The organism is Bradyrhizobium diazoefficiens, from assembly GCF_016612535.1.
Classification (GTDB): domain Bacteria; phylum Pseudomonadota; class Alphaproteobacteria; order Rhizobiales; family Xanthobacteraceae; genus Bradyrhizobium; species Bradyrhizobium diazoefficiens_C.
In genome coordinates this window covers 1,176,963-1,196,897 of sequence record NZ_JAENXS010000002.1, presented here as the reverse complement: position 1 = coordinate 1,196,897, position 19,935 = coordinate 1,176,963, and the positions used below count along the sequence as shown (strand labels likewise).

Here is a 19,935-nt window from a genome sequence, read left to right as displayed (position 1 = left end):
GCATCGTGCCTCCGCTCGCAAGCGGACATGTGACGGGGTGTTGAGGAAATGAACAGGCGAGAGTGCTTGCATCTTTTGACCGGGTTGACCGGCGCGGTGGTCGCGAACAACGCGCGTGCGCAAGGGGCCGAGCCCAAGGTCCAGATACCGACGATCGCGCCGCCAGACCCAAATCCCAAGGCACCGTCGTTCAAGCTGCCGCCCAAATCCTGCGACAGCCACACCCACATCTTCGGGCCGGCGTCCCGCTATCCCTTTTCCGAGAAGCGCCCGTACAACACAGCTGACGCTCCGCTGGAAACGTTCTGCAGCGTGCATGAGAAGATCGGCGTCGAGCGCTGCGTCATCGTGAATGCCACCGTGCACGGCACCGACAACCGCGTCGTCACCGACGCCATCGCGCAGAGCGAGGGCGCCTACAAGGGCATCGCCAACGTCAATGACGAGATGACCGAGAAGGAGCTGGCAGCGCTCGACAAGAGCGGCATCTGCGGCTGCCGCTTCGCGTTCCTCAAGCGCCTCGGCGGCGTCGGCGATATGAACAAGTTCCAGCGCATCGTACATCGCGTCGCCGAACTCGGCTGGCATATCGACGTCTATTTCGAGCCCGGTACGGTCGCCGAATTCGCGCCGATCCTGACTGCGCTGCCGACCCCCTACGTGATCGACCACATGGGTACGGTGCAGGCGGGGAAGGGGCTCGATGATCCCGGCTTCACCGCCTTGCTCGACCTTCAGAAGAAAGACGAGAAGTGCTGGGTCAAGATCACCGGCCTCGAGCGCGCTTCCGCCGTCGGCAAGCCGTTCCACGACGCCGTGCCGTTCGCGAAGGCGCTGATCGACAATTCGCCCGATCGCGTGATCTGGGGGACCGACTGGCCGCATCCCAACGTCAAGTTCATGCCGAATGACGGCGAGATCGTCGACTTGATTCCCCTTTATGCGCCAGATTCGAAGGTCCAGCAGAAGCTGCTGGTCGACAATCCCGCGCGCCTGTTCAAATTCAGCTGATGACGATGATGTACACGCCGACCATTCCACCGCCCGATCCGAACACGCGCACGCCAAAGTTCAAGCTGCCAAAGCTGTCGTGCGACGCGCATTGCCACATCTTCGGACCCGGCGCAAAATACCCCTACGCGCCGGATCGTTCTTATACGCCGCCGGACGCTCCGCTCGAAGATTTCAAGCTGTTGCACGCCAAGCTCGGCGTGGAGCGCGCTGTCATCGTCAACGCCAGCGTGCACGGCATCGATAATACGGTCGCGCTCGATGCCATCGCTCAGAGCAACGGCGCTTATCGTGCGGTCGCCAATATCGACGATACCATCACCGAGCGCGGGCTCCAGGTGCTGCACGAGGGCGGCTTCCGCGGCTGCCGCTTCAATTTCGTCCGCCATCTCGGTGGCGTTCCCGACAAGAGCGTGTTCAGCCGCGTCATCGCGATGGTCGCGCCGCTCGGCTGGCACATCGATTTGCATTTCGATGCGATCGATCTGCCCGAATATGCCGACATGTTGGCCAGGCTGCCGCTGAGCTATACCATCGACCACATGGGGCGGGTGAAAGCTTCCGAAGGGCTCGACCAGCTGCCGTTCAAGATCCTGATCGAGCTGATGCAGCGTGACGAGAAATGCTGGGTCAAGATCTGCGGCTCTGAGCGCGTGTCCTCAGCCGGTCCGCCGTTCACGGACGCGGTACCCTTTGCGCGCAAGATCGTCGAGACCGCGCCCGACCGGATCATCTGGGGCACCGACTGGCCGCATCCCAACGTCAAGGCAATGCCGAATGACGGCGACCTCGTGGACCTGATTCCGCTGTTTGCACCGGAGCCGGAGTTCCAGCAGAAGATTCTGGTCGACAATCCCGCGCGCTTGTTTGGGTTCGACGAATGACCGCGATGGCGATCGACAAGCCGCGCGGGCGGGTCTGGTGGAAAGAGCTCTGGATCCAGGTGCTCATCGCCATGGCCGCCGGCATCGCGCTTGGGATCATCAATCCCGAAGCGGGCGCCAAGATGCAGCCGTTAGGCGACGCCTTCATCAAGGCGATCCGGATGCTGATTGCGCCGATCATCTTCTGCACCGTCGTGCACGGCATCGCGCACATGGCCGACATGGCGCGGGTCGGGCGCGTCGCGATCAAGGCCATCGTCTATTTCGAGATCATGACCACGATAGCGCTGATCATCGGTCTCGTCGCGGTGAATGTGCTCAGGCCCGGCGCCGGCATGAACATCGATCCCGCCAGCATCAATGCCAGCACGATCGAGCCCTACGTCAAGCAGACCGCCGTCATCGGCTTCGTGCCGTTCCTGACGAACATCGTGCCCGCGACGTTCATCGGCGCCTTCGCGGAGGGCAATATCCTCCAGGTGCTTTTCATCGCGGTGCTCTGCGGCTTCGCGCTGGTGCAGCTCGGCGAGCGCGCCGCGCCGCTGGTCAGCCTGATCGACATCGCCGCGAAAATGGTGTTCGCCGTGGTCGGCTTCGTGATGTGGGCGGCGCCGATCGGTGCGTTTGGGGCGATTGCGTTCACGGTCGGCAAGTTCGGCGTCGGCTCGCTGGCTTCGCTCGGCAAGCTGCTGGGCGGCTTCTATCTCACCTGCGTGATCTTCATCATCGTGGCGCTCGGTCCGGTGGCGCGGTTGTGCGGCTTCTCGCTGCTCAAGCTGATCCGCTACATCTGGGAAGAGCTGCTGATCTGCATCGCCACGACGTCGTCGGAAACAGTGTTGCCGCGGATGCTGACCAAGCTGGAGAGGGCTGGCTGCGAGAAGAGTGTGGTCGGCTTGGTCATTCCGACTGGCTATTCCTTCAATCTCGACGGCACCTGTCTGTATCTCGCTGCCGCCTCGGTGTTCCTGGCGCAGGCGACCAACACGCCGCTCGGCCTCGCTGCACAAATCGAACTGCTGTTGATCCTGCTCGTGACGTCCAAGGGCGCGGCGGGAATCGCGGGCGCCGCCTTTGTCGTGCTGGCGGCAACGCTATCGGCCACGGGCACGATTCCGGTGACGAGCGTCGCGCTGGTGCTCGGCATCCATCGCCTGATGTCGCAGGGGCTGACGCCGACCAATCTGATTGGGAACGCGGTGGCGACCATCGCGATTGCCAAATGGGAAGGCGCGCTCGACGGCGAGCGCCTGAAGCGCGTGCTCGACGGCGAGGAGCCCGCGGCTGGCGCTACCTGACAAATTGGCTTCCTGCATGACGCAGGCAGCCTATGATGTTGACGAACGAAAGAGGGAGTTCTCCCATGAAAACAGGTCTCGTGGTCACCGCCCATCCCGGCGATTTCGTCTGGCGCGCTGGCGGCGCCATCGCGTTGCATGCGAAGAAGGGCTATCGCATGAAGATCGTCTGCATGTCCTTCGGCGAGCGTGGTGAGAGCCAGTTCGCCTGGAAGGAAAAGGGCGCGACGCTGGAATCGGTCAAGGCGGGCCGCAAAGACGAGGCGGAGCGGGCAGCAAAATTGCTCGGCGCCGAAATCGAGTTCTTCGACTGCGGCGACTATCCGCTGAAGCTGACGGAAGCGCACTTCGACCGCATGGTCGATATCTACCGCGAGCTCAATCCGAGCTTCGTGCTGACGCACGCGCTGGAAGATCCCTATAATTTCGACCATCCGAACGCCGCACATTTCGCCCAGGAGACCCGTGTGGTCGCGCAGGCCATGGGTCACAAGCCCGGCGCGCAGTATCAATATTCGGCGCCGCCGGTATTCCTGTTCGAGCCGCATCAACCCGAGCAGTGCAATTACAAGCCGGACCTCCTCCTCAAGATCGATGAGGTCTGGAAGGAGAAGTACGAGGCGTTCCAGATCCTCGCTGCGCAAAAGCATCTCTGGGGCTATTACGAGCGCGTCGCACTCAACCGCGGCATCCAGGGCAGCCGCAACACCGGCGTTCCCATGACTTATGGCGAAGCCTATCAGCGCCTGTTCCCGACGGTTGCGGAGGTGTTGGCATGAAGCCGGTCGTCGTTCGCAACATCAAGCGTGCCGATCCCGCCGGAATGGCGGAGTACGGCGTCTCGACCGTGCACGAGGCCTATGGCCGCGTCGGCCTGATGAAGCCGTATCTGCGCCCTGTTTGGTCGGGCGCGGCGATCGCGGGTCCCGCCGTCACCGTGCTGGCGCAGCCCGGGGACAATTGGATGATCCATGTTGCCGTCGAGCAGTGCAGGAAGGGCGATATCCTTGTCGTCGGCTGCACCACCGACAACACCGACGGCATGTTCGGCGAGTTGCTGGCGACCTCGCTGAGGGCACGCGGCGTGCAGGGGCTGATCATCGACGCCGGCTGCCGCGACGTCAAAGCGCTGCACGCGATGAACTTTCCGGTATGGTCGCGCGCCATCTCGGCCAAGGGCACGGTGAAGGCCACGCTCGGCTCGGTCAACGTCCCGGTCGTCTGCGCCGGCGTCAACGTCGATCCCGGCGACATCATCGTCGCCGATGACGACGGCGTCGTGGTGGTGCCGAAGCGCCACGCCGCCGAGGTCGCCGAGAAGGCGAAGAAGCGCAACGCCGACGAAGGCGGCAAGCGCAAGCGGCTGGCCTCGGGCGAACTCGGCCTCGACATGTACAGCATGCGCGAGGCGCTGGCGAAGGCCGGGCTTGTCTACGTCGACAATCCCGAGGACGTTTGAAGCGAAGACAAGCGGAGCGGGCGGATGGATCGTCTGAAGTTGAAGGCCGTGCTCGGCAGTCACCCGCATGTCCAGGCGGTGAAGAGCGGCGCGCTCCGCTCCGATCTCTTCGAGCTCGATTTCATCGAGTACACGCCGACCAACACGGCGTTCAAGCCAATGGTGCGCGAGCAGGCTTTCGACGTCTGCGAGATGGCGATCGTCACCTATCTGATGGCGATGGCGCACGGCAAGCCGCTGGTGCTGCTGCCGGCAACGATGATGGGCCGCTTCCAGCATTCCTATGCGCTCTATAATCCCGCGCAGGGAACGCTCGGGCCCTCCGATCTCGAAGGCAAGCGTGTCGGCATCCGCTCCTTCACGACGACGACGGGCGCCTGGATCAGGGGTATTCTCGCCAACGACTACGGCGTCAATCTCGACAGGATCCACTGGGTCACGTTCGAAGATCCGCACGTCGCCGAATATATCGACACCACCGAACGCGCGCCAAAGGACAAGAAGATCCTGCAAATGCTGCTTGACGGCGAACTCGACGCCGTCCTCGGCGAGATCTCTGATAATCCCAAGCTGAAATCGCTGTTCCCCGATCCGGCTGCGGAAGCCGCCAGATGGTACGCCCGCCGCGGCGTCGTGCCGGTCAATCATCTCGTGGTCGTGACTGAGCAGCTTGCACAATCGCGCCCCGATGTGGTTACGGGTGTCTATGATCTGCTCAAGCGAAACAAGGAACAGGCGGGACCTGCGGCAACGCCCGACCTCGTTCCATTCGGGATTGAGGCGAACAGGATGCCGCTGGAGCTGATCGTCGATTACGCCTTCCAGCAGGCGCTGATCCCGCGCCGCTATGCGGTCGAGGAGCTCTTCGACGCGACGACACGAGGACTAAACTGATGGCAGGCGATCCGAGGCGATGGCAGATCGGGCTGGTTGGCTATGGTGAGGTCGGCCGAATCCTGGCCGAGGATTTGCGCCAGCAGGACATCAAGGTCGCAGCCTATGACATCAAGCTCGGTGGCGAGCAGGGCGGTCCGCTGAAAGAGCATGCAGCGAAATACGGTGTGGCGCTGGCAGCGTCTCACGCTGAGCTGACAGCAAAATCGGATTTCATCATCTCTGCGGTCACCGCGAGCCAGGCCGTTCCGGTCGCGGAGGCCTGCGCGTCCGCGATCAACCAGGGCACCTGGTTTCTCGATTTCAATTCGGCCTCTCCCGGCGCCAAGCAGCGCGCGGCAGCGCTGATCGACGGCGCCGCGGGACGCTATGTCGAGGGTGCCGTGATGACTTCGGTGCCACCTTATCGCATCAAGGTGCCGTTGCTGCTCGGTGGCCCCGGGGCGAGGGAGCTCGAGCCGCTGTTGAATACGATCGGCTTTGCGGCGAAGGTTGCGAGCGACAAGCTCGGCGTCTCCTCGGCGGTGAAGATGTGCCGCAGCATCATGATCAAGGGCCTGGAGGCCATGGTCATCGAAAGCTTCACCACCGCGCGTGCCTATGGCGTCGAGGATGCGGTGCTGGCGTCGCTCACGGAAACCTTTCCTGCCATCAATTGGGAAAAGCAGGGCGCTTATTTTTTCCAGCGCGTGATCGAGCATGGCCGCCGCCGTGCCGAGGAGGTGCGCGAGGTCGCCGAAACTGTGCGCGAGGCGGGGCTGACGCCGTGGTCGGCGCAGGGCACGGCCGAGCGGCAGGCCTGGGTGGCCGATCTCGCCGACGAAGGCCTGTTCGGCACGAAGGGAGCGAGGGAGTTCGCCCGCAGCGCCGATTGGCGTACCGAGGCGGATCGTATCCTGGCGAAGATCAAGCGCTAAACGCGCTCAGCTCAAGATCCTGCCGCCGTCGCGATAGCCCGAGAGTTCGTCGCGGGCGCGCTCGATGAGATCAATCAGACTCTTGGCTTCGCGGACGACCTGATCCTTTGCACGTTCGGTGCGGAACTCGGCGAGAATCATGCGAATGCACTTGTCGGCGGTATCGAGCGTCCACTGCATGCGGGCCAACTCGTCCTGCGTGCGGATTGCCGACATATCGAGGCCTGACAGAACTTCGCCGATGCCGGTCAGTCGCTTGACGGCTGTCTCGGCGGGCGTCCTGGCCCTCATCGATTGATAATCGATGCTGTTGAATGCGCTGAACAGATCCATACTTCCCCATCGAACGCAGATGATCAGTGCAAGATCTTAGTAAGCTTGCCTCTCCCTTTCCGCAACGCGTTGGGCTACGGACCGGGATTCTACCGGCCTCGGATTGGGGGAAGATCGATGGTAAGTCGGACCGTATCGGTCAGATGATCGCTGATTTTTCCGGACCATCTTACCGCTGGATGCGACGAGCCGCGTTCCCTACGGCTTCCTCCGCAGGTCGGCTTGCGAAAGATCGAGACGCTCAATTCCGGGGGGTGAAGAGCGTCGGTCGCCGACGTTCAAATGTCTGCCGGCCGTTCTTGAAGCCCATCACGATATCCGGCAGCTCAGCGATGGCGAAGCGGCTGTCGCGGATGTCGAGCACGACGAGATCGGCGGGATTGCCAACCTTGATGCCGTAGTCGTCCAGGTTCATCAGCCGCGCCGGCAGTTCGGTGACGAGATCGAGGCAGGTATCGAACTCGCCGACCGAGGCGTGGGCGACATTGGCGTAGAAATTTGCCATCCGCAGCAGCGAGGCGTCGCCAAAGGGCGTGAAGGGGTTGAGCACGTTGTTGGTCGCAACCGAGCACAATACGCCGCTCTCGACAAGCTTGTGTGCGAGCGTCAGCCCGCGCGGTGCGTTGTGGCTGGCGTCGCGTCCCATCAGGTAGAGATCGGTCGCCGGCAGCACGGTGACGGCGATGCCAGTCCTCGCCAGTTGCGCGGTGGTCGCCTTCAGCCGCTCCGGCGGCAAGGCCGAGAGCTTTGTGGCATGCCCGATCGCGACGCGCCCCCCGTAGTTGCGCTGCTCGGTCTGCCGGCAGACTTCGTCGAGATGCGACCAGGAGGGATCGAGATCGAAGTCGAGATGAAGGTCGACGTCGAGATCGAATTGCTGGGCGAGGTCGAAGATGCGTGCGAGATGCGCGTTCGGATCGGTGTCGGTATAGGGGCAGCCGCCGATCGCCTCGGCGCCGTCGCGCAAAGCCTGGACCAGCAGCTCCTCGGCTCCGGGATCGTTGGTCAGGCCTTCCTGCGGGAAGACGCAGACTGAGAGATCGATCGCCCAGGCATAGTCGCGCTTGAGTGCCTTGACCGCCTCGAAGCTTCGCAAGCCGATGCGCGGGTCAATTTCGACATGGGTCCGCATGCGCGTCGTGCCATGCAGGATGGCGCGCTCGAGCACCCTGGCGCCGCGCGCATAGACATCGTCGATGCCGAAATTCCGCTTCATCGCCGAGACGGCGCGGATGGCATCGCCGAGCGTGCCGTGGATGTGTCCGCAACGTTCGAGCAGGCAGGCCTTGTCGAGATGGATGTGGGTGTCGACGAAGCCGGGCAGCGCCAGCCGTCCCCCGACATCGATTTCGACGCCCTCGCAGGCAAGCCTGGGTTCGATCGCGGCGATACGTCCGCCTTTCACGCCGATATCGACGGGTGTAGCGGATGATCGCAGCAGGGTATTGCGGAAGATCAGGTCGAAGGCGGTCTGGGTGGTCATGGCTTCGGGATTCAGATGCTGTAAACGAGCGCAAGCCGGAGCCGGCATTTCCGGATCATTTCAATTCTGCCATCAATCGCCATCGTGGTCGAGCGATTCCAGTCGCAGCGCGCGCCACGGGAGCTATAGTGCCAAACGGACCTTGGAGAGAGACGCGATCATGGCTACGGAGATTTCGGCCACCAGCCTGTTTCGTAACCCCGATCGCGGAATCAGCGACGCCGCGATCGCGGCCATGACGAGGGCCCAGGCCACGAACAGACGATGGCCGATCAGCGCGCCGCTGATGAGCGGAGCGCTGATATTCGCGCCCGACATCAGCGACTGGTTGAGGCCCATGATCATGCCCTGGCGGTTGATCGCGGTGCTCCGCGATAATTCTGCCGTCAGTGTGCTGCGGGCGAACATGGTGCCGACGATGATCAGCGTCAGGTAGAGCGCGAGCAGACTGATATTAGCGCCGCCCGCGAGGCCCGCGAATCCAAGTCCCATGCCGGCGAACGCCGCCATGACGATGCTGCGGTCGGAGGCGATGAGGTTCGCGCGCGTAATCAGAAGTCCCTGGACCACCATGTTGATGAAGCCGGCATAGGCAAACATCCAGCCGAGCTCGCGCGCGCCGAAGGGACGTCCGTCCCAGGAGAACCGCGCCGACAGGAATAGGCCGATCTGCGACAGGAACATCGAGTTGACGAAGAAGAACACGATCAGCAGGCCAAGCAATCGCCAGGCGTAGCGCATGCCGAACAGGCTGCGCATCAGCGTCGGCTCCGGCACGCGATGCTGATAGAGCGGCTCGGCCGCCGGGTGGTCCGGCGGGAGCAAGGCGATCGTGGCCAATATGCTGACCAGCGAGAGGGCGGCTGCGGCCCACACCGGTGCGGTCTGGCCGTAATGAACGAGGAAACTCGATAGCGCAGGCCCGAGCAACAGCCCGGTTCCGATCGCGCCGCTGGTCATGCCGAGCGCCTGCTTGCGTGTCGCCGGGGCGCTGTGCTCAGCGGCATAGGCGTGAGCAACGGAGATGTTGCCCGATGTCAGGCCATCGATGATGCGCGCCAGGAACACCAGCATCAGGTTGCCGGCAAGCGCAAGCAGCACAAATCCGATCAGGGTGCCGATCTGGCTAACCACCAGCACCTTCCGCCGCCCATAGCGGTCGGAGAGGATGCCGACCACGGGACCGGCAATCAGCTGGCGGCATAGACCGAGATCAGCGCGCCGATCAGGAACGGCGTGGCGCCGAGCCGCTGTGAGTAGAACGGAAGCAACGGCAGGATGATCCCCATGCCGGTCGCGTCCACGTCGACGACGACGAAGGTCGGGACGAGCGTCAACGCGCTTTCGCCCACGATCGCCTCTCGCGCTTCGGTCGTGGAACCCGAGCCCATCTTGCGTTGTCCTCGGTCGCTTTTTCGTGATCATGGGAATATCCCGGGTTATATAGTTGCAGACTAATAGTTCGTGTCCTATCTATTTTGCATGGCACCCTCGCAAGGCTTTATTCACGGCGAAATCGGCCGGCTCATCACGCGCCTGGCCCGCATCTGGCGGCGCGAGTCGGATCAGGCGCTGTCCGATCACGGCCTGTCCTATGCGACGGCGATCCCGCTGCTGGTGCTGTCGCGGCAGGGCGAGAACGTGCGGCAGGGCGTGCTTGCCGACGAGCTCGGCATCGAAGGGCCGTCGCTGGTCCGGCTGATCGACCTGCTCCAGGCGGAGGGCCTGGTGGAGCGCCGCGAGGATCCGATCGACCGGCGTGCCAAAACGCTCCACCTGACCAAAGCGGGCGAAGCCAAGGTCGAGGAAACCAACCGCGTGCTGCGGCGCGTGCGGGCGAGCCTGCTGAAGGATATCGGCGCGGACGAACTTGCGATAACTTTCGAGACGCTCCAGCGCATCGAGCGGCGGGCGAGCCGTCTGCTCGAAGCAAAGGCGTTCCCGGAGACGAAATAGTCATGCGCGCGGAAGAGCCGTTTCTGGTCCGCCACGCGGACCTCATTTTCGCTTTGAAGACGTTTGCCGCGTCGATGCTCGCGCTCGTCATTGCGCTCGCCATGGACCTGCCGCGGCCCTATTGGGCGATGGCGACGGTCTACATCACCTCGCAGCCCCTCGCGGGCGCCACCAGCTCGAAGGCGTTCTTCCGCGTCATGGGCACGTTGGTCGGTGCGATCATGACGGTGGCGCTGGTACCGAACCTGATCAACGCGCCCGAGCTGTTGTGCCTCGCCATCGCGCTCTGGGTCGGGCTCTGCCTGTACTTGTCACTGCTGGACGGCACGCCGCGCAGCTACGTCTTCATGCTGGCCGGATATACAGTCGCGTTGATCAGCTTCCCTTCCGTGTCCGAGCCCGGCGCGATCTTCGACACTGCGGTGGCAAGGCTAGAGGAGATCTCGCTCGGCATCATCTGCGCCAGTCTAGTCTCCACCATCGTGTTCCCGCGCAGCGTCGCGCCGGCGGTCGCCGGTCGCGTCGATAGTTGGTTATCCGATGCCCGCCGCCTCAGCCAGGTCGTGCTGCTGCGCGAGGGCACCAACGAAACCCGCCGCGGCAAGCGCCTCAAGCTCGCGACCGACATCGTCGAGATCGACACGCTCTCCACCCATCTTGCCTATGACCGGCTCACCGATCGCGACGTAGTGAGCGGCCTCGGCGAAATCCGGTTGCGGATGCTGATGTTGCTGCCGGTGATCGCCTCGCTCGAGGATCGTCTGGCTGCACTGGGAGAGGAGGGGCTGCGGCGGCAACCCGAGCTGAAGCGGCTCCTCGAGGATCTCGCGCAATGGATCGTCAGCGACGTCAGCGCGCGGCGGCCGGCCGAGCGGATCCGCGCCATGATCGCCGAACGGCAGTCGGAGCTCGGTGACAGCGCGTCCTGGGAACGGATCATCACCACGAGCCTGCTGTCGCGGCTGCGCGAGCTGGTCGACCTCTCCCGCGATTGCCGTGCATTGACCGAGGCCATTGCCGGGAACCGCGGCGTCTCGACCCTCGAGCTAGCCTTCCGCTCCGAGGCCGGCGCCGCCCCGGTGCGTCATCGCGACCGCTGGCTTGCGCTGTGGTCGGCGGCTGGCGCGGCCGTGGCGATCCTGATCTGCTGCGCGTTCTGGATCGGCACAGGCTGGCCGGATGGCGCCTCGGCGCCGATGATGGCGGCGGTGGCCTGTTCATTCTTCGCCGCGCAGGACGAGCCGGCGCGTTTCATCCGCAGTTTCGGCCTGTGGTCGCTGGTCGCCATCGTGGTGGTCGCGGTCTATCTGTTCGCGCTGGTGCCCGCGATCTCCCATATCGAGGTTCTCGTCGTCGCGCTGGCGCCAACGTTCCTGCTCTATGGTTTCCTGATCGCGCGGCCGGCAACGGCGGGCCCCGGCATGGCGCTCGCGGCCAACACCGCGACATTGCTCGCGCTGCAATCGACCTACAGCGCGGATTTTGCGTCCTACGCTAATTCCGCCGTCGCCTTCTTCGTCGGCGTCCTCATCGCCGAGCTGGTGACGCGGATCGCGCGCGGGGTGGGCGCGGAATGGATCGCCAATCGCCTGGTGCTGTCGAGCTGGATCACGATCGCGGTCGCCGCCGAACGGCGCGGGAAGCGCGACCGTGCGGAGTTCGCGGGCCTCATGTTGCACCGTCTCGGGCTTCTGGTGCAGCGCATCGCCTTCCTCTCGGAGAGTGATCGGCGCGATGCCGACAGCCTCGTTCAGCTCCGCATCGGCATCAACATCATCGACCTACGCCGCGCGCGTTACGGGCTTGCCGCTTCGACCATCTCCGTCATCGACGATATGCTCGACCAGCTTGCCGCCGCCTGCCGCAATTATGCGGGCGGCGGAATGCCGCACGAGCTTCTGACCGGCGTCGATCGGGCATTGGCTCAGGCGGTGAAGGACCCCAATGACAGCGCGCGCGAAGACGCCCTGATCGGCCTCGTCGGTATCAGGCGCGGTTTGTTCCCGGATGCGCCGGCCTATCGGCCGCGCACAGAGAGTGTCGCGGCATGAGATATGTGATCGACATCTACGGCGTGCTCGTGCCGTCGCTCCTGCTGTGGATCATCGTCGCCTACGTGCTGAGCGCGTTTCTCCGCCGGCTGATGCAGCGTTTCGACCTCTACCGGCTGGTCTGGCACCGCGCGCTGTTCGATTTCGCAATTTTCGTCTGCCTGCTCGGTGGCGTCGTCTATCTCTCGGAGTATCTCTCATGAAAGGGAATTTCGCTTGGCTCGGCCGTATCGCGCTGACCGTCCTTGCCGTCGTCGCCGCGCTCGGCGTCGGCCGCGCGCTTTGGGTCTATTATATGGAATCGCCCTGGACGCGTGACGGCCGCGTCCGCGCCGACGTGGTGCAGGTCGCGCCCGACGTCTCCGGCTTCGTCACCGACGTGCTGGTCAAGGACAATCAGAAGGTTCATCGCGGCGATGTCCTGTTCCGGATCGATCGCGAGCGCTTCGCGCTGGCGCTGCGGCAGGCCGATGCTTCGGTGGCTGGTCACCAGGCCACGCTAGATCAGGCCAATGCCGATTTGAAGCGCTACAGCGCACTGACGACGGACGCGGTGTCGCAGCAGAAGCAGGAGCAGGTACTGGCAACCCAGCTCCAGGCCAAGGCGGCCTTTGATGCGGCCGTCGCCGACCGCGCGGTCGCCCAGCTCAATCTCGATCGCAGCGAGGTCCGGGCTTCCGTGAACGGCGTGATCACCAACATGGATCTGCGGCCCGGCGCTTACGTCACCGCCGGTAGGGGCGTGATGGCGCTGGTCGACAGTGATACGCTGCATGTGGAAGGCTATTTCGAAGAGACGAAACTCGCGCGCATCCGCCTGGGCGACAAGGTGCAGGTTCGCCTGATGGGCGAGAAGGGCACGCTGTCGGGCCGCGTCGAGAGCATCGCCGCCGGCATCGAGGACCGCGACCGTGCCGAGGGCGCGAGCCTGCTTGCCAACGTCAATCCGACCTTCAGCTGGGTGAGGCTCGCCCAGCGCGTGCCGGTGCGCATCGCGCTGGATCCGGTGCCCGAGGGAATGTCGCTGGTCGCCGGTCGTTCGGCGACCGTGGAGGTGTTGAACTAGCTCGTTGCTTACGCTTCTACGGGTTCGAATATTTCTTCAGCTCGAATCGCGCGATCTGGTTCCGGTGCACCTCGTCTGGCCCATCCGCAAGCCGCAGCAGCCGCGCGGTGGCGTAGGCCTGCATCAGGCCAAAATCGTTCGAGGTGCCGCCGTCGCCATGGGCTGATCGAACGCGTCTGCGCGCTCGACGCGCAATGAGAGGTGCCGAGATCACCCGACGCGATACTCCCTGAATTTCTCGCGCAGCGCCGATTTGAGCACCTTGCCGGTGCCGGTCATCGGGAATTCGTCCAGGAATTCGACCGCATCCGGCATCCACCAGCTCGCGATTTTTGGGCGCATATGGTCGAGCAGGGTCTTGCCGTCGACGGTCGCGCCCTTCTTGCGGACGACGAGGAGGAGCGGGCGCTCCTGCCATTTGTCATGGGCGATGGCGACCACCGCGGCTTGCAGCACGTCGGGATGCGATAATGCGATGTCCTCGAGCTGGATCGAGGAAATCCATTCGCCGCCCGACTTGATCACGTCCTTGGAGCGGTCGGTGAGGGTCACGTGGCCCTGAGGGTCGATCTTGGCCATGTCGCCTGTGATCAGCCAGCCGTCGCGATCGAGGCCCTCGTCGAGCTTCATGTAACCGGAAGCGACCCACGGCCCCCGGGCGCGCAAATGGCCGACGCTCTTGCCGTCGCGCGGCAGTTCGTTGCCGCCGTCGTCGACGATACGCAAATCCGTGCCGAAGCAGGCGCGTCCCGACACCATGCGCCGGTCGAATTTGTCCTTGTCGCCGAGATGCTCGGAGCCGGGCCGCAAACCCGGCATCGAACAACCGAGCGCCTCCGTCATGCCCCAGGCCTGGATGTAGTCGACATTGTAGTCGCGCTTGAGCTTTTCGACCATGGCACGTGGTGGCGCTGAGCCCGACGACAGCGTTGCGCGCAGCGTCGAAAATGTCCTTCCGGTGCGGCCGAGCCAGTCGAGCAGGATCAGCCAGAAACTCGGCACGCCCGCCGACAGCGTCACCTTCTCGCCTTCGAGCAGCTCGTAGAGCTTGTCGGGCTCGTAATTGCGGCCGGGCAGCACCAGCTTCGAGCCGGTGTAGGGCGCGGTGAACGGCATGTTCCAGCCGTTGCCGTGGAACAGCGGCGCCATCGGCATCATCACCTCGCGCACGCCTTCGACATGTCCGGTCAGGAAGTCGAAGCTGCAGCACGTCATGGTCTGGAGAATGGCGGCGCGGTGCGAATAGATCACGCCCTTGGGATTGCCCGTCGTGCCCGAGGTGTAACAGATGGTGGAGGCGGATTTTTCGTCGAACAGAGGCCAGGCGAAGCCGGCGTCATTCTCCTTGTCGAGCAGCTCTTCGTAGCAATGCATGTTGGCAAGTTTCGTCTCGGGCATGCGTTCTCGCGACGACATCATGACAAAGGCTTCGATCGTCTTCAGCTGTGGTGCGATCGCCTCGACGATCGGCAACGTGGCGCGGTCGACGAAGAGGATGCGGTCTTCGGCGTGGTTGATGATGTAGACGAGCTGCTCGGGAAACAGCCGCGGATTGACGGTGTGCAGCACATAGCCCATGCCCGGCGCTGCGTAGAACATCTCGAAATGACGATGCGTATTCCAGGCCAGCGTGCCGACGCGGTCGCCTTGCTTCATGCCGAGCCGGTTGAGCGCCAGCGCCATGCGCTTGATGCGCGGATGGGCCTCGGCATAGGTGTAACGATGGATATCGCCCTCGATCTCGCGCGCGACGATCTCCGCCTCGCCGTGATAGTCGGCGGCATACTGGATCAGGCCGCTGATCAGCAGCGGTATGTCCATCATCAATCCCTGCATCGTCCCCTCCGAAAAAGCCAAGTCGTTAAGATCAAGTCGTTAAGATCATGTCGTTGCATGATGCGCTCGCGCTTGCGTGCAGGGTAGCGGAAGGCCACGCGACGTACACGCAAAAAAGGTGGACGCGATTGCGTGCATCATTTTTTCAGGGCTAACTGGCGCGAGCTGCAGGCCGAAGCAGCGCCCGCATTGGAGGAGATCGATGTCAGCGGAAAGACACAAGACCGGCGCAGCCGGCGCGCCTAGCATCGACATCCAGGCCTTGCGTGCGCGCTATCGCGACGAGCGCGACCTGCGTCTGCGCTCCGAGGGCAAAGCGCAGTATGTCGAGGTGAGCGGCGGCTTTGCCCACTATCTCGACGATCCCTGGGCCGATGCCGGATTTGCGCGGGCGGCCGTCAGCGAAGAGACCGAAGTCGTCATCGTCGGCGGTGGTTTCGGCGGCCTGCTCTGCGGCGCGCGCTTGCGCGAAGCCGGCATCTCGGATTTCCGCATCGTGGAAAAGGCCGCGGATTTCGGCGGCACCTGGTACTGGAATCGTTGTCCCGGTGCTGCCTGCGATACCGAGAGCTACATCTATCTGCCGTTGCTGGAAGAGACCGGCTACATGCCGGTCCGCAAATATGCGCGTGCGCCGGAGATCTACGAACACTCGCGCCGCATCGGCCGTCACTTCGGACTCTATGAGCGCGCACTGTTTCAGACCGTTATCTCGCAAATGACGTGGCAGGAGCAGGAGGGACGCTGGCTGGTCGAGACCGATCGCGGCGATCGCATCCGCGCCCGCTTCGTGATTTTGGCGGGCGGTCCGCTGAGTCGCCCGAAGCTGCCGGGCATTCCCGGCATCGAGACGTTCAGGGGCCACAGCTTCCATACCAGCCGCTGGGACTACGCCTACACCGGCGGGAACGCCGAGGGCGGGCTCGACGGTCTTGCCGACAAGCGCGTCGGCATCATCGGCACTGGCGCCACTGCCGTGCAGTGCGTGCCGCATCTCGGCCGCTCGGCGAAGGAGCTCTACGTGTTCCAGCGCACGCCGTCGGCGATCGGGGTGCGCGACGACCGGGCGACGGATCATGCTTGGGCGGAAAGCCTGAAGCCCGGCTGGCAGCGCGAGCGGATGGACAATTTCACCGCCGTGATTTCGGGCGAGCCGATCGAGCAGGATCTGGTGCAGGACGGCTGGACCGGACTGCTCGGGGAGATCCTGCTCGCGCCACGCCGTCAGCCACAGCCGGTGACCTCGATGGAAGAGGCGCTGAAGGTGATCGAGCAGGCCGACTATCGCAAGATGGAGGAGATTCGGGCCCGGGTCGACGCGGTGGTGAAGGACGAGGCGGCCGCGGCGGCGCTCAAACCCTGGTACAAGGCGTTCTGCAAGCGACCGTGCTTTCACGACGAATACCTCGACACGTTCAATCGCCCCAACGTGCATCTCGTTGACACCAGGGGGAAGGGTGTCGAGCGCATCACGGACAACGCCGTCGTCGTCGACGGCAAGGCCTACGAGCTCGACTGCCTGATCTATGCCAGCGGCTTCGAGGTCGGTACCGACTATGCGCGCCGGATGGGTTTCGAGGTTTATGGCCGCGACGGTATCAGCCTGTCAGAGCGCTGGCGTGATGGCGTCAAGACGATGCACGGCTTTTACAGCCGCGGCTTCCCGAACTGCTTCCTGATCGTGACCGTGCAGGCCGGCCAGAGCGCCAATTTCCCGCATATCATCGACGAACAGTCGCAGCACATCGCCTATGTCATCGATCAGGCACGCAAGCGTGGCGCCAGGACAGTGGAGCCGACGCTCGCCGCCGAGAACGCCTGGGTCGAGGAGATCGTGAAGGCCGCGCTCGGCCGCCAGACCTATCTCGCCGAATGTACGCCCGGCTACTACAATAACGAAGGCGTGTTCGATCCGATCGCGGCGCGCAACAGCCAGTATTGGCGCGGGCCAATGGCGTTCCTGCGACTGCTGGACAAGTGGCGAAAGGACGGCACCCTGGACGGATTGGAACTGAGTTATGCGGCCGCTACGGGCGGTGCTGGCGTCCCGGTATGAGCGACATGATCCCGGCGCCTTCAGGTGCGACGCGACTCTACGTCATCGTCGGCGATCCCATCGCACAGGTGCGTTCGCCCGCCGGTGTGTCGGCCGCCTTTGCGGCGCGCCGCCATGACGGCATTCTCGTTCCGGTTCAGGTTGCGACCGCCGATCTGCCCGATTTTCTTTCCGTGGCGGCACGGCTGAAGAATCTCGACGGAATCGTGGTGACGATCCCGCACAAATTCGCCTGCTATCAGGCCTGCGCCAGCGCAACGGAACGCGCACATTTCCTGCGCACCGTGAACCTGATGCGCCGGCGCACCGACGGCGCATGGCACGGGGACATGGTGGACGGCCTCGGCTTCCTCGGCGCGGCACAGGCGAAGGGGATCGATCCCCGGGGAATGCGGGCGCTTCTGGTTGGTGCCGGTGGGGCGGGGTCAGCCATTGCGCTTGCGCTGGTCGAGGCCGGTGTGAGCGAGCTCGCCATTCACGACAGCTCGGCCGAGCGGCGGGATGCGCTTATCCATCAGCTCAATCGGCTCGGCAAGGGACGCACGCGGGTCGGAACCGCCGACCCTTGGGGCTTCGATTTCGTCGCCAATGCAACACCCGCCGGAATGAAAGACGGGGATCCGCTGCCGGTTGATGTCACGCGGCTGGCGCCGTCGGCCTATTGCGGCTGCGTGATCACCAAGCCCGACATTTCGCCGTTCATAGCAGAGGCCCGCAAGCTCGGCTGCGTCACCGCGACCGGCACCGACATGTACCAGCAGCACCAGAGCATCATGGTGGATTTCCTGCTTGGGACGGACGGCCGACGATAAGTGTTTGCTTCATGTCAACCGCATTGCCTGCATTGATTGCATCGGTCGGGGGCTTGAGCCGGCGCGGCTGACGTAGGATCATGCGCACGCGCGAGCGGGTCGCGCATCGAGAGAAGGGAACGCAGGGATGACCAAGGGCAGGACCGCAGTGACGGCGATGATTGGCGCGACCGTGCTATTGTTGGCCCTGGCCCCCGCCGTCCATGCCGCGCAATGCGGCAACGGACCCGGCGGCTTCGAGGCCTGGAAACGCGAGTTCAGCGCAGAGGCGCAGGGCAAGGGCATCGGCCAAGCCGCGATCTCGGCGCTGATGCAGACCAACTACGCCAGCGCCACCATCGGGGCCGATCGCAGCCAGCACAGTTTTTCGCTGTCGCTTGATCAGTTCCTGGCCAAGCGCGGCGCCACCACCATCGTCGCGCGCGGCCGGTCGCTCAAGCAGTCGCAGGCCGCGATGTTCGCCTCGATCGAGCAGCGCTATGGCGTGCCGCCCGGGCCGTTGATCGCGATCTGGGGCATGGAGACTGGTTTCGGCAGCCAGCGCGGCAACCAGAACATGCTCTCGTCGATCGCGACGCTCGCCTATGACTGCCGCCGTCCCGAATTCTTCACCGAGCAGCTCTACGCGGCGCTGAAGCTGATCGACCGCGGCATGCTGACGGGGGCGACCCGTGGCTCCATGCATGGCGAGGTCGGCCAGACCCAATTCATGCCCAAGAACATCCTGGCCTACGGCACCGGCAATCTCGACGTCGCCGCCAACGCGCTGAGCTCGACCGCGAACTTCCTGAAAGCCAATGGCTGGCGTGCGGGAGCCGGTTACCAGCCGGGCGAGCCGAATTTCGCCGCGATCCAGGCGTGGAATGCGGCAGGCGTCTACCAGAAGGCCATCGCGCTGATGGGCCGGCAGATCGACGGGGGTGGTGGGGCGGCAGCGGCGCGCTGAGGCGCTCCGCAAGGCGTGACCTGCTTGTCAGAGAAAGTTGTTGCTTTCAGGAACCGACGGCACGAGGTTTGCTTAGATCAAGTTCAGGGCTGGGCATGAGGAGAACTCAACATGGCTTCCCAGATCGTGATGGACCAGACTGGCGATACACGCCACGAGTTTGATCCTGAGAATGCCGAAGCGCTGGCGCGAGCAGAGCAGCGCTTTCGGGAGCTGACCGGAGCGGGCTTTACCGCTGCTTTCCGGACCGGGCCAGGCGAAGTCACGCGTATCAAATCGTTCGACCCGACCGCGAAGGAAACGCTGTTCTATCCCCGCCTGGTCGGCGGTTGATCTGAACGGCTCATGATCGCGGTATTCAGGCTTCGCGCGCCCGCGCGAGCGCGTCTGCACGCGCTCCGCGAGCTCTACCGGCGCTTCTTCGGCGAAAACACGCCCGAGGCGCGCGGCCGGCGGCTGTTGTCCGAATGGCTGTCCGCTGAGCAGCGCACACAATTCGAGCAGCACCGGCATTTTGACGTCATCGGTTGCGACACCGGCAAGCGCTATCGCATTCACTACGGCACCGCCGCCAACGTCCACGAGATCGACGAGGCCGGGATTGCAACGATGGGGTGGTGCTTCGTCCCGTCAGGCTTTCTTGTGCCGGGCGACGTCATGCTGGCGCAAAAGATTGCGATCGAGACCGACGAGAAGGGGGCGCTGGCGCTCGCCAACCGGTTTCCGCCGGCAACGCATTCGGAGCATTTTTACCGCCGCCCGTTCTAGCGATCAGGAGCGGGTGGAATGGCCGGTCAGGAATGCGTGGTGCGGTAGGCGTCCAGCGCATGCGCTGCAAAAACGCCGATGCTGCAAAGGGCGAGCACGGCCGATATCAGCTCGATCATAGCTCGTCCTCCCGAAGCGGCTGGGCGACGAGATGCTGGCAGCAGG

Annotated in this window: 22 protein-coding genes; 16 read left to right on the top strand and 6 right to left on the bottom strand. The window is 64.0% G+C overall.

Annotated elements, in window-relative coordinates:
- Positions 1–48: 48 nt before the first annotated feature.
- From JJE66_RS22570 to JJE66_RS22540, 7 genes are all read left to right on the top strand, one after another.
- On the top strand, positions 49–1,011 hold the full coding sequence (locus JJE66_RS22570; protein WP_200516689.1) for an amidohydrolase: 963 nt from the start codon (positions 49–51) through the stop codon (positions 1,009–1,011).
- Complete coding sequence (locus tag JJE66_RS22565; protein WP_200516688.1) at positions 1,011–1,895, top strand: amidohydrolase; 885 nt, start codon at positions 1,011–1,013, stop codon at positions 1,893–1,895. The genes JJE66_RS22570 and JJE66_RS22565 overlap by 1 nt, the downstream gene beginning before the upstream one ends.
- Entirely contained in the window at positions 1,892–3,193 is a 1,302-nt protein-coding gene (gene dctA, locus JJE66_RS22560) for a C4-dicarboxylate transporter DctA (protein WP_200516687.1), read from the top strand. The genes JJE66_RS22565 and dctA overlap by 4 nt, the downstream gene beginning before the upstream one ends.
- A 65-nt stretch (positions 3,194–3,258) precedes the next feature.
- Positions 3,259–3,972 carry a PIG-L deacetylase family protein gene (locus tag JJE66_RS22555; protein ID WP_200516686.1) on the top strand — a complete coding sequence of 238 codons (714 nt, stop codon included), beginning with the start codon at positions 3,259–3,261 and terminating at the stop codon, positions 3,970–3,972.
- Positions 3,969–4,652, top strand: a complete 684-nt coding sequence (locus JJE66_RS22550) for a 4-carboxy-4-hydroxy-2-oxoadipate aldolase/oxaloacetate decarboxylase (RefSeq protein ID WP_200516685.1) — start codon at positions 3,969–3,971, stop codon at positions 4,650–4,652. The genes JJE66_RS22555 and JJE66_RS22550 overlap by 4 nt, the downstream gene beginning before the upstream one ends.
- Positions 4,653–4,676: 24 nt before the next feature.
- Complete coding sequence (locus JJE66_RS22545) at positions 4,677–5,546, top strand: hypothetical protein (RefSeq protein WP_200516684.1); 870 nt, start codon at positions 4,677–4,679, stop codon at positions 5,544–5,546.
- A complete protein-coding gene (locus tag JJE66_RS22540) occupies positions 5,546–6,463 on the top strand; it encodes a DUF1932 domain-containing protein (RefSeq protein WP_200516683.1) in 918 nt (305 codons plus the stop codon). The genes JJE66_RS22545 and JJE66_RS22540 overlap by 1 nt, the downstream gene beginning before the upstream one ends.
- A 6-nt stretch (positions 6,464–6,469) precedes the next feature.
- Here the strand turns inward: JJE66_RS22540 and JJE66_RS22535 are convergent, their stop codons facing one another.
- The 4 genes from JJE66_RS22535 to JJE66_RS38170 form a co-directional block, all read right to left on the bottom strand.
- Positions 6,470–6,790 carry a hypothetical protein gene (locus tag JJE66_RS22535; RefSeq protein WP_200518677.1) on the bottom strand — a complete coding sequence of 107 codons (321 nt, stop codon included), beginning with the start codon at positions 6,788–6,790 and terminating at the stop codon, positions 6,470–6,472.
- Between the two features lie 247 nt (positions 6,791–7,037).
- Positions 7,038–8,279, bottom strand: coding sequence for an amidohydrolase family protein (locus tag JJE66_RS22530; protein WP_200516682.1), 1,242 nt, complete (start codon positions 8,277–8,279; stop codon positions 7,038–7,040).
- A gap of 123 nt (positions 8,280–8,402) precedes the next feature.
- Positions 8,403–9,458, bottom strand: a complete 1,056-nt coding sequence (locus tag JJE66_RS22525; RefSeq protein ID WP_311979942.1) for an MFS transporter — start codon at positions 9,456–9,458, stop codon at positions 8,403–8,405.
- Between the two features lie 11 nt (positions 9,459–9,469).
- On the bottom strand, positions 9,470–9,670 hold the full coding sequence (locus JJE66_RS38170; protein WP_246756505.1) for a hypothetical protein: 201 nt from the start codon (positions 9,668–9,670) through the stop codon (positions 9,470–9,472).
- A 91-nt stretch (positions 9,671–9,761) separates the two neighbouring features.
- Between JJE66_RS38170 and JJE66_RS22520 the strand changes: the two genes are divergently transcribed.
- Genes JJE66_RS22520 through JJE66_RS22505 form a run of 4 tightly spaced genes read left to right on the top strand, consistent with a single transcriptional unit; the run spans position 9,762 to position 13,352 of the window.
- A complete protein-coding gene (locus JJE66_RS22520; protein WP_200518674.1) occupies positions 9,762–10,235 on the top strand; it encodes a MarR family winged helix-turn-helix transcriptional regulator in 474 nt (157 codons plus the stop codon).
- A gap of 2 nt (positions 10,236–10,237) precedes the next feature.
- Positions 10,238–12,286, top strand: coding sequence for an FUSC family protein (locus tag JJE66_RS22515; RefSeq protein ID WP_200516681.1), 2,049 nt, complete (start codon positions 10,238–10,240; stop codon positions 12,284–12,286).
- Positions 12,283–12,489 carry a DUF1656 domain-containing protein gene (locus tag JJE66_RS22510; RefSeq protein WP_200516680.1) on the top strand — a complete coding sequence of 69 codons (207 nt, stop codon included), beginning with the start codon at positions 12,283–12,285 and terminating at the stop codon, positions 12,487–12,489. Before JJE66_RS22515 ends, JJE66_RS22510 begins: the two co-directional genes overlap by 4 nt.
- Complete coding sequence (locus tag JJE66_RS22505) at positions 12,486–13,352, top strand: HlyD family secretion protein (RefSeq protein ID WP_200516679.1); 867 nt, start codon at positions 12,486–12,488, stop codon at positions 13,350–13,352. Before JJE66_RS22510 ends, JJE66_RS22505 begins: the two co-directional genes overlap by 4 nt.
- Before the next feature lie 16 nt (positions 13,353–13,368).
- Here the strand turns inward: JJE66_RS22505 and JJE66_RS38680 are convergent, their stop codons facing one another.
- Positions 13,369–13,566: an acyl-CoA dehydrogenase family protein gene (locus JJE66_RS38680; RefSeq protein WP_311979941.1), complete on the bottom strand. Its 198-nt coding sequence runs from the start codon at positions 13,564–13,566 to the stop codon at positions 13,369–13,371.
- On the bottom strand, positions 13,563–15,188 hold the full coding sequence (locus JJE66_RS22495) for a long-chain fatty acid--CoA ligase (protein ID WP_200516678.1): 1,626 nt from the start codon (positions 15,186–15,188) through the stop codon (positions 13,563–13,565). Before JJE66_RS22495 ends, JJE66_RS38680 begins: the two co-directional genes overlap by 4 nt.
- A 202-nt stretch (positions 15,189–15,390) precedes the next feature.
- Between JJE66_RS22495 and JJE66_RS22490 the strand changes: the two genes are divergently transcribed.
- The 5 genes from JJE66_RS22490 to JJE66_RS22470 all read left to right on the top strand — a co-directional run bounded on the left by JJE66_RS22490 (position 15,391) and on the right by JJE66_RS22470 (position 19,770).
- Positions 15,391–17,244 carry an NAD(P)/FAD-dependent oxidoreductase gene (locus JJE66_RS22490; protein ID WP_200516677.1) on the top strand — a complete coding sequence of 618 codons (1,854 nt, stop codon included), beginning with the start codon at positions 15,391–15,393 and terminating at the stop codon, positions 17,242–17,244.
- A gap of 5 nt (positions 17,245–17,249) precedes the next feature.
- Entirely contained in the window at positions 17,250–18,056 is an 807-nt protein-coding gene (locus JJE66_RS22485) for a shikimate dehydrogenase (protein WP_200518664.1), read from the top strand.
- 127 nt (positions 18,057–18,183) lie between these two features.
- Entirely contained in the window at positions 18,184–19,002 is an 819-nt protein-coding gene (locus tag JJE66_RS22480; protein ID WP_200516676.1) for a lytic transglycosylase domain-containing protein, read from the top strand.
- A 111-nt stretch (positions 19,003–19,113) separates the two neighbouring features.
- Complete coding sequence (locus tag JJE66_RS22475) at positions 19,114–19,335, top strand: hypothetical protein (protein ID WP_200516675.1); 222 nt, start codon at positions 19,114–19,116, stop codon at positions 19,333–19,335.
- Positions 19,336–19,347: 12 nt separating this feature from the next.
- The gene (locus JJE66_RS22470) at positions 19,348–19,770 is read left to right on the top strand and encodes a hypothetical protein (protein ID WP_200516674.1); all 423 of its coding nucleotides are present in this window, start codon (positions 19,348–19,350) and stop codon (positions 19,768–19,770) included.
- Positions 19,771–19,935: the final 165 nt, after the last annotated feature.

Bases quoted from the DNA above. Each gene is read 5' to 3' on its own strand.
- JJE66_RS22570 (WP_200516689.1), top strand. From the start codon at position 49: ATGAACAGGCGAGAGTGCTTGCATCTTTTGACCGGGTTGACCGGCGCG.
- JJE66_RS22565 (WP_200516688.1), top strand. From the start codon at position 1,011: ATGACGATGATGTACACGCCGACCATTCCACCGCCCGATCCGAACACG.
- dctA (WP_200516687.1), top strand. From the start codon at position 1,892: ATGACCGCGATGGCGATCGACAAGCCGCGCGGGCGGGTCTGGTGGAAA.
- JJE66_RS22555 (WP_200516686.1), top strand. From the start codon at position 3,259: ATGAAAACAGGTCTCGTGGTCACCGCCCATCCCGGCGATTTCGTCTGG.
- JJE66_RS22550 (WP_200516685.1), top strand. From the start codon at position 3,969: ATGAAGCCGGTCGTCGTTCGCAACATCAAGCGTGCCGATCCCGCCGGA.
- JJE66_RS22545 (WP_200516684.1), top strand. From the start codon at position 4,677: ATGGATCGTCTGAAGTTGAAGGCCGTGCTCGGCAGTCACCCGCATGTC.
- JJE66_RS22540 (WP_200516683.1), top strand. From the start codon at position 5,546: ATGGCAGGCGATCCGAGGCGATGGCAGATCGGGCTGGTTGGCTATGGT.
- JJE66_RS22530 (WP_200516682.1), bottom strand. From the start codon at position 8,279: ATGACCACCCAGACCGCCTTCGACCTGATCTTCCGCAATACCCTGCTG.
- JJE66_RS38170 (WP_246756505.1), bottom strand. From the start codon at position 9,670: ATGGGCTCGGGTTCCACGACCGAAGCGCGAGAGGCGATCGTGGGCGAA.
- JJE66_RS22520 (WP_200518674.1), top strand. From the start codon at position 9,762: ATGGCACCCTCGCAAGGCTTTATTCACGGCGAAATCGGCCGGCTCATC.
- JJE66_RS22515 (WP_200516681.1), top strand. From the start codon at position 10,238: ATGCGCGCGGAAGAGCCGTTTCTGGTCCGCCACGCGGACCTCATTTTC.
- JJE66_RS22510 (WP_200516680.1), top strand. From the start codon at position 12,283: ATGAGATATGTGATCGACATCTACGGCGTGCTCGTGCCGTCGCTCCTG.
- JJE66_RS22505 (WP_200516679.1), top strand. From the start codon at position 12,486: ATGAAAGGGAATTTCGCTTGGCTCGGCCGTATCGCGCTGACCGTCCTT.
- JJE66_RS22495 (WP_200516678.1), bottom strand. From the start codon at position 15,188: ATGCAGGGATTGATGATGGACATACCGCTGCTGATCAGCGGCCTGATC.
- JJE66_RS22490 (WP_200516677.1), top strand. From the start codon at position 15,391: ATGTCAGCGGAAAGACACAAGACCGGCGCAGCCGGCGCGCCTAGCATC.
- JJE66_RS22485 (WP_200518664.1), top strand. From the start codon at position 17,250: ATGATCCCGGCGCCTTCAGGTGCGACGCGACTCTACGTCATCGTCGGC.
- JJE66_RS22480 (WP_200516676.1), top strand. From the start codon at position 18,184: ATGACCAAGGGCAGGACCGCAGTGACGGCGATGATTGGCGCGACCGTG.
- JJE66_RS22475 (WP_200516675.1), top strand. From the start codon at position 19,114: ATGGCTTCCCAGATCGTGATGGACCAGACTGGCGATACACGCCACGAG.
- JJE66_RS22470 (WP_200516674.1), top strand. From the start codon at position 19,348: ATGATCGCGGTATTCAGGCTTCGCGCGCCCGCGCGAGCGCGTCTGCAC.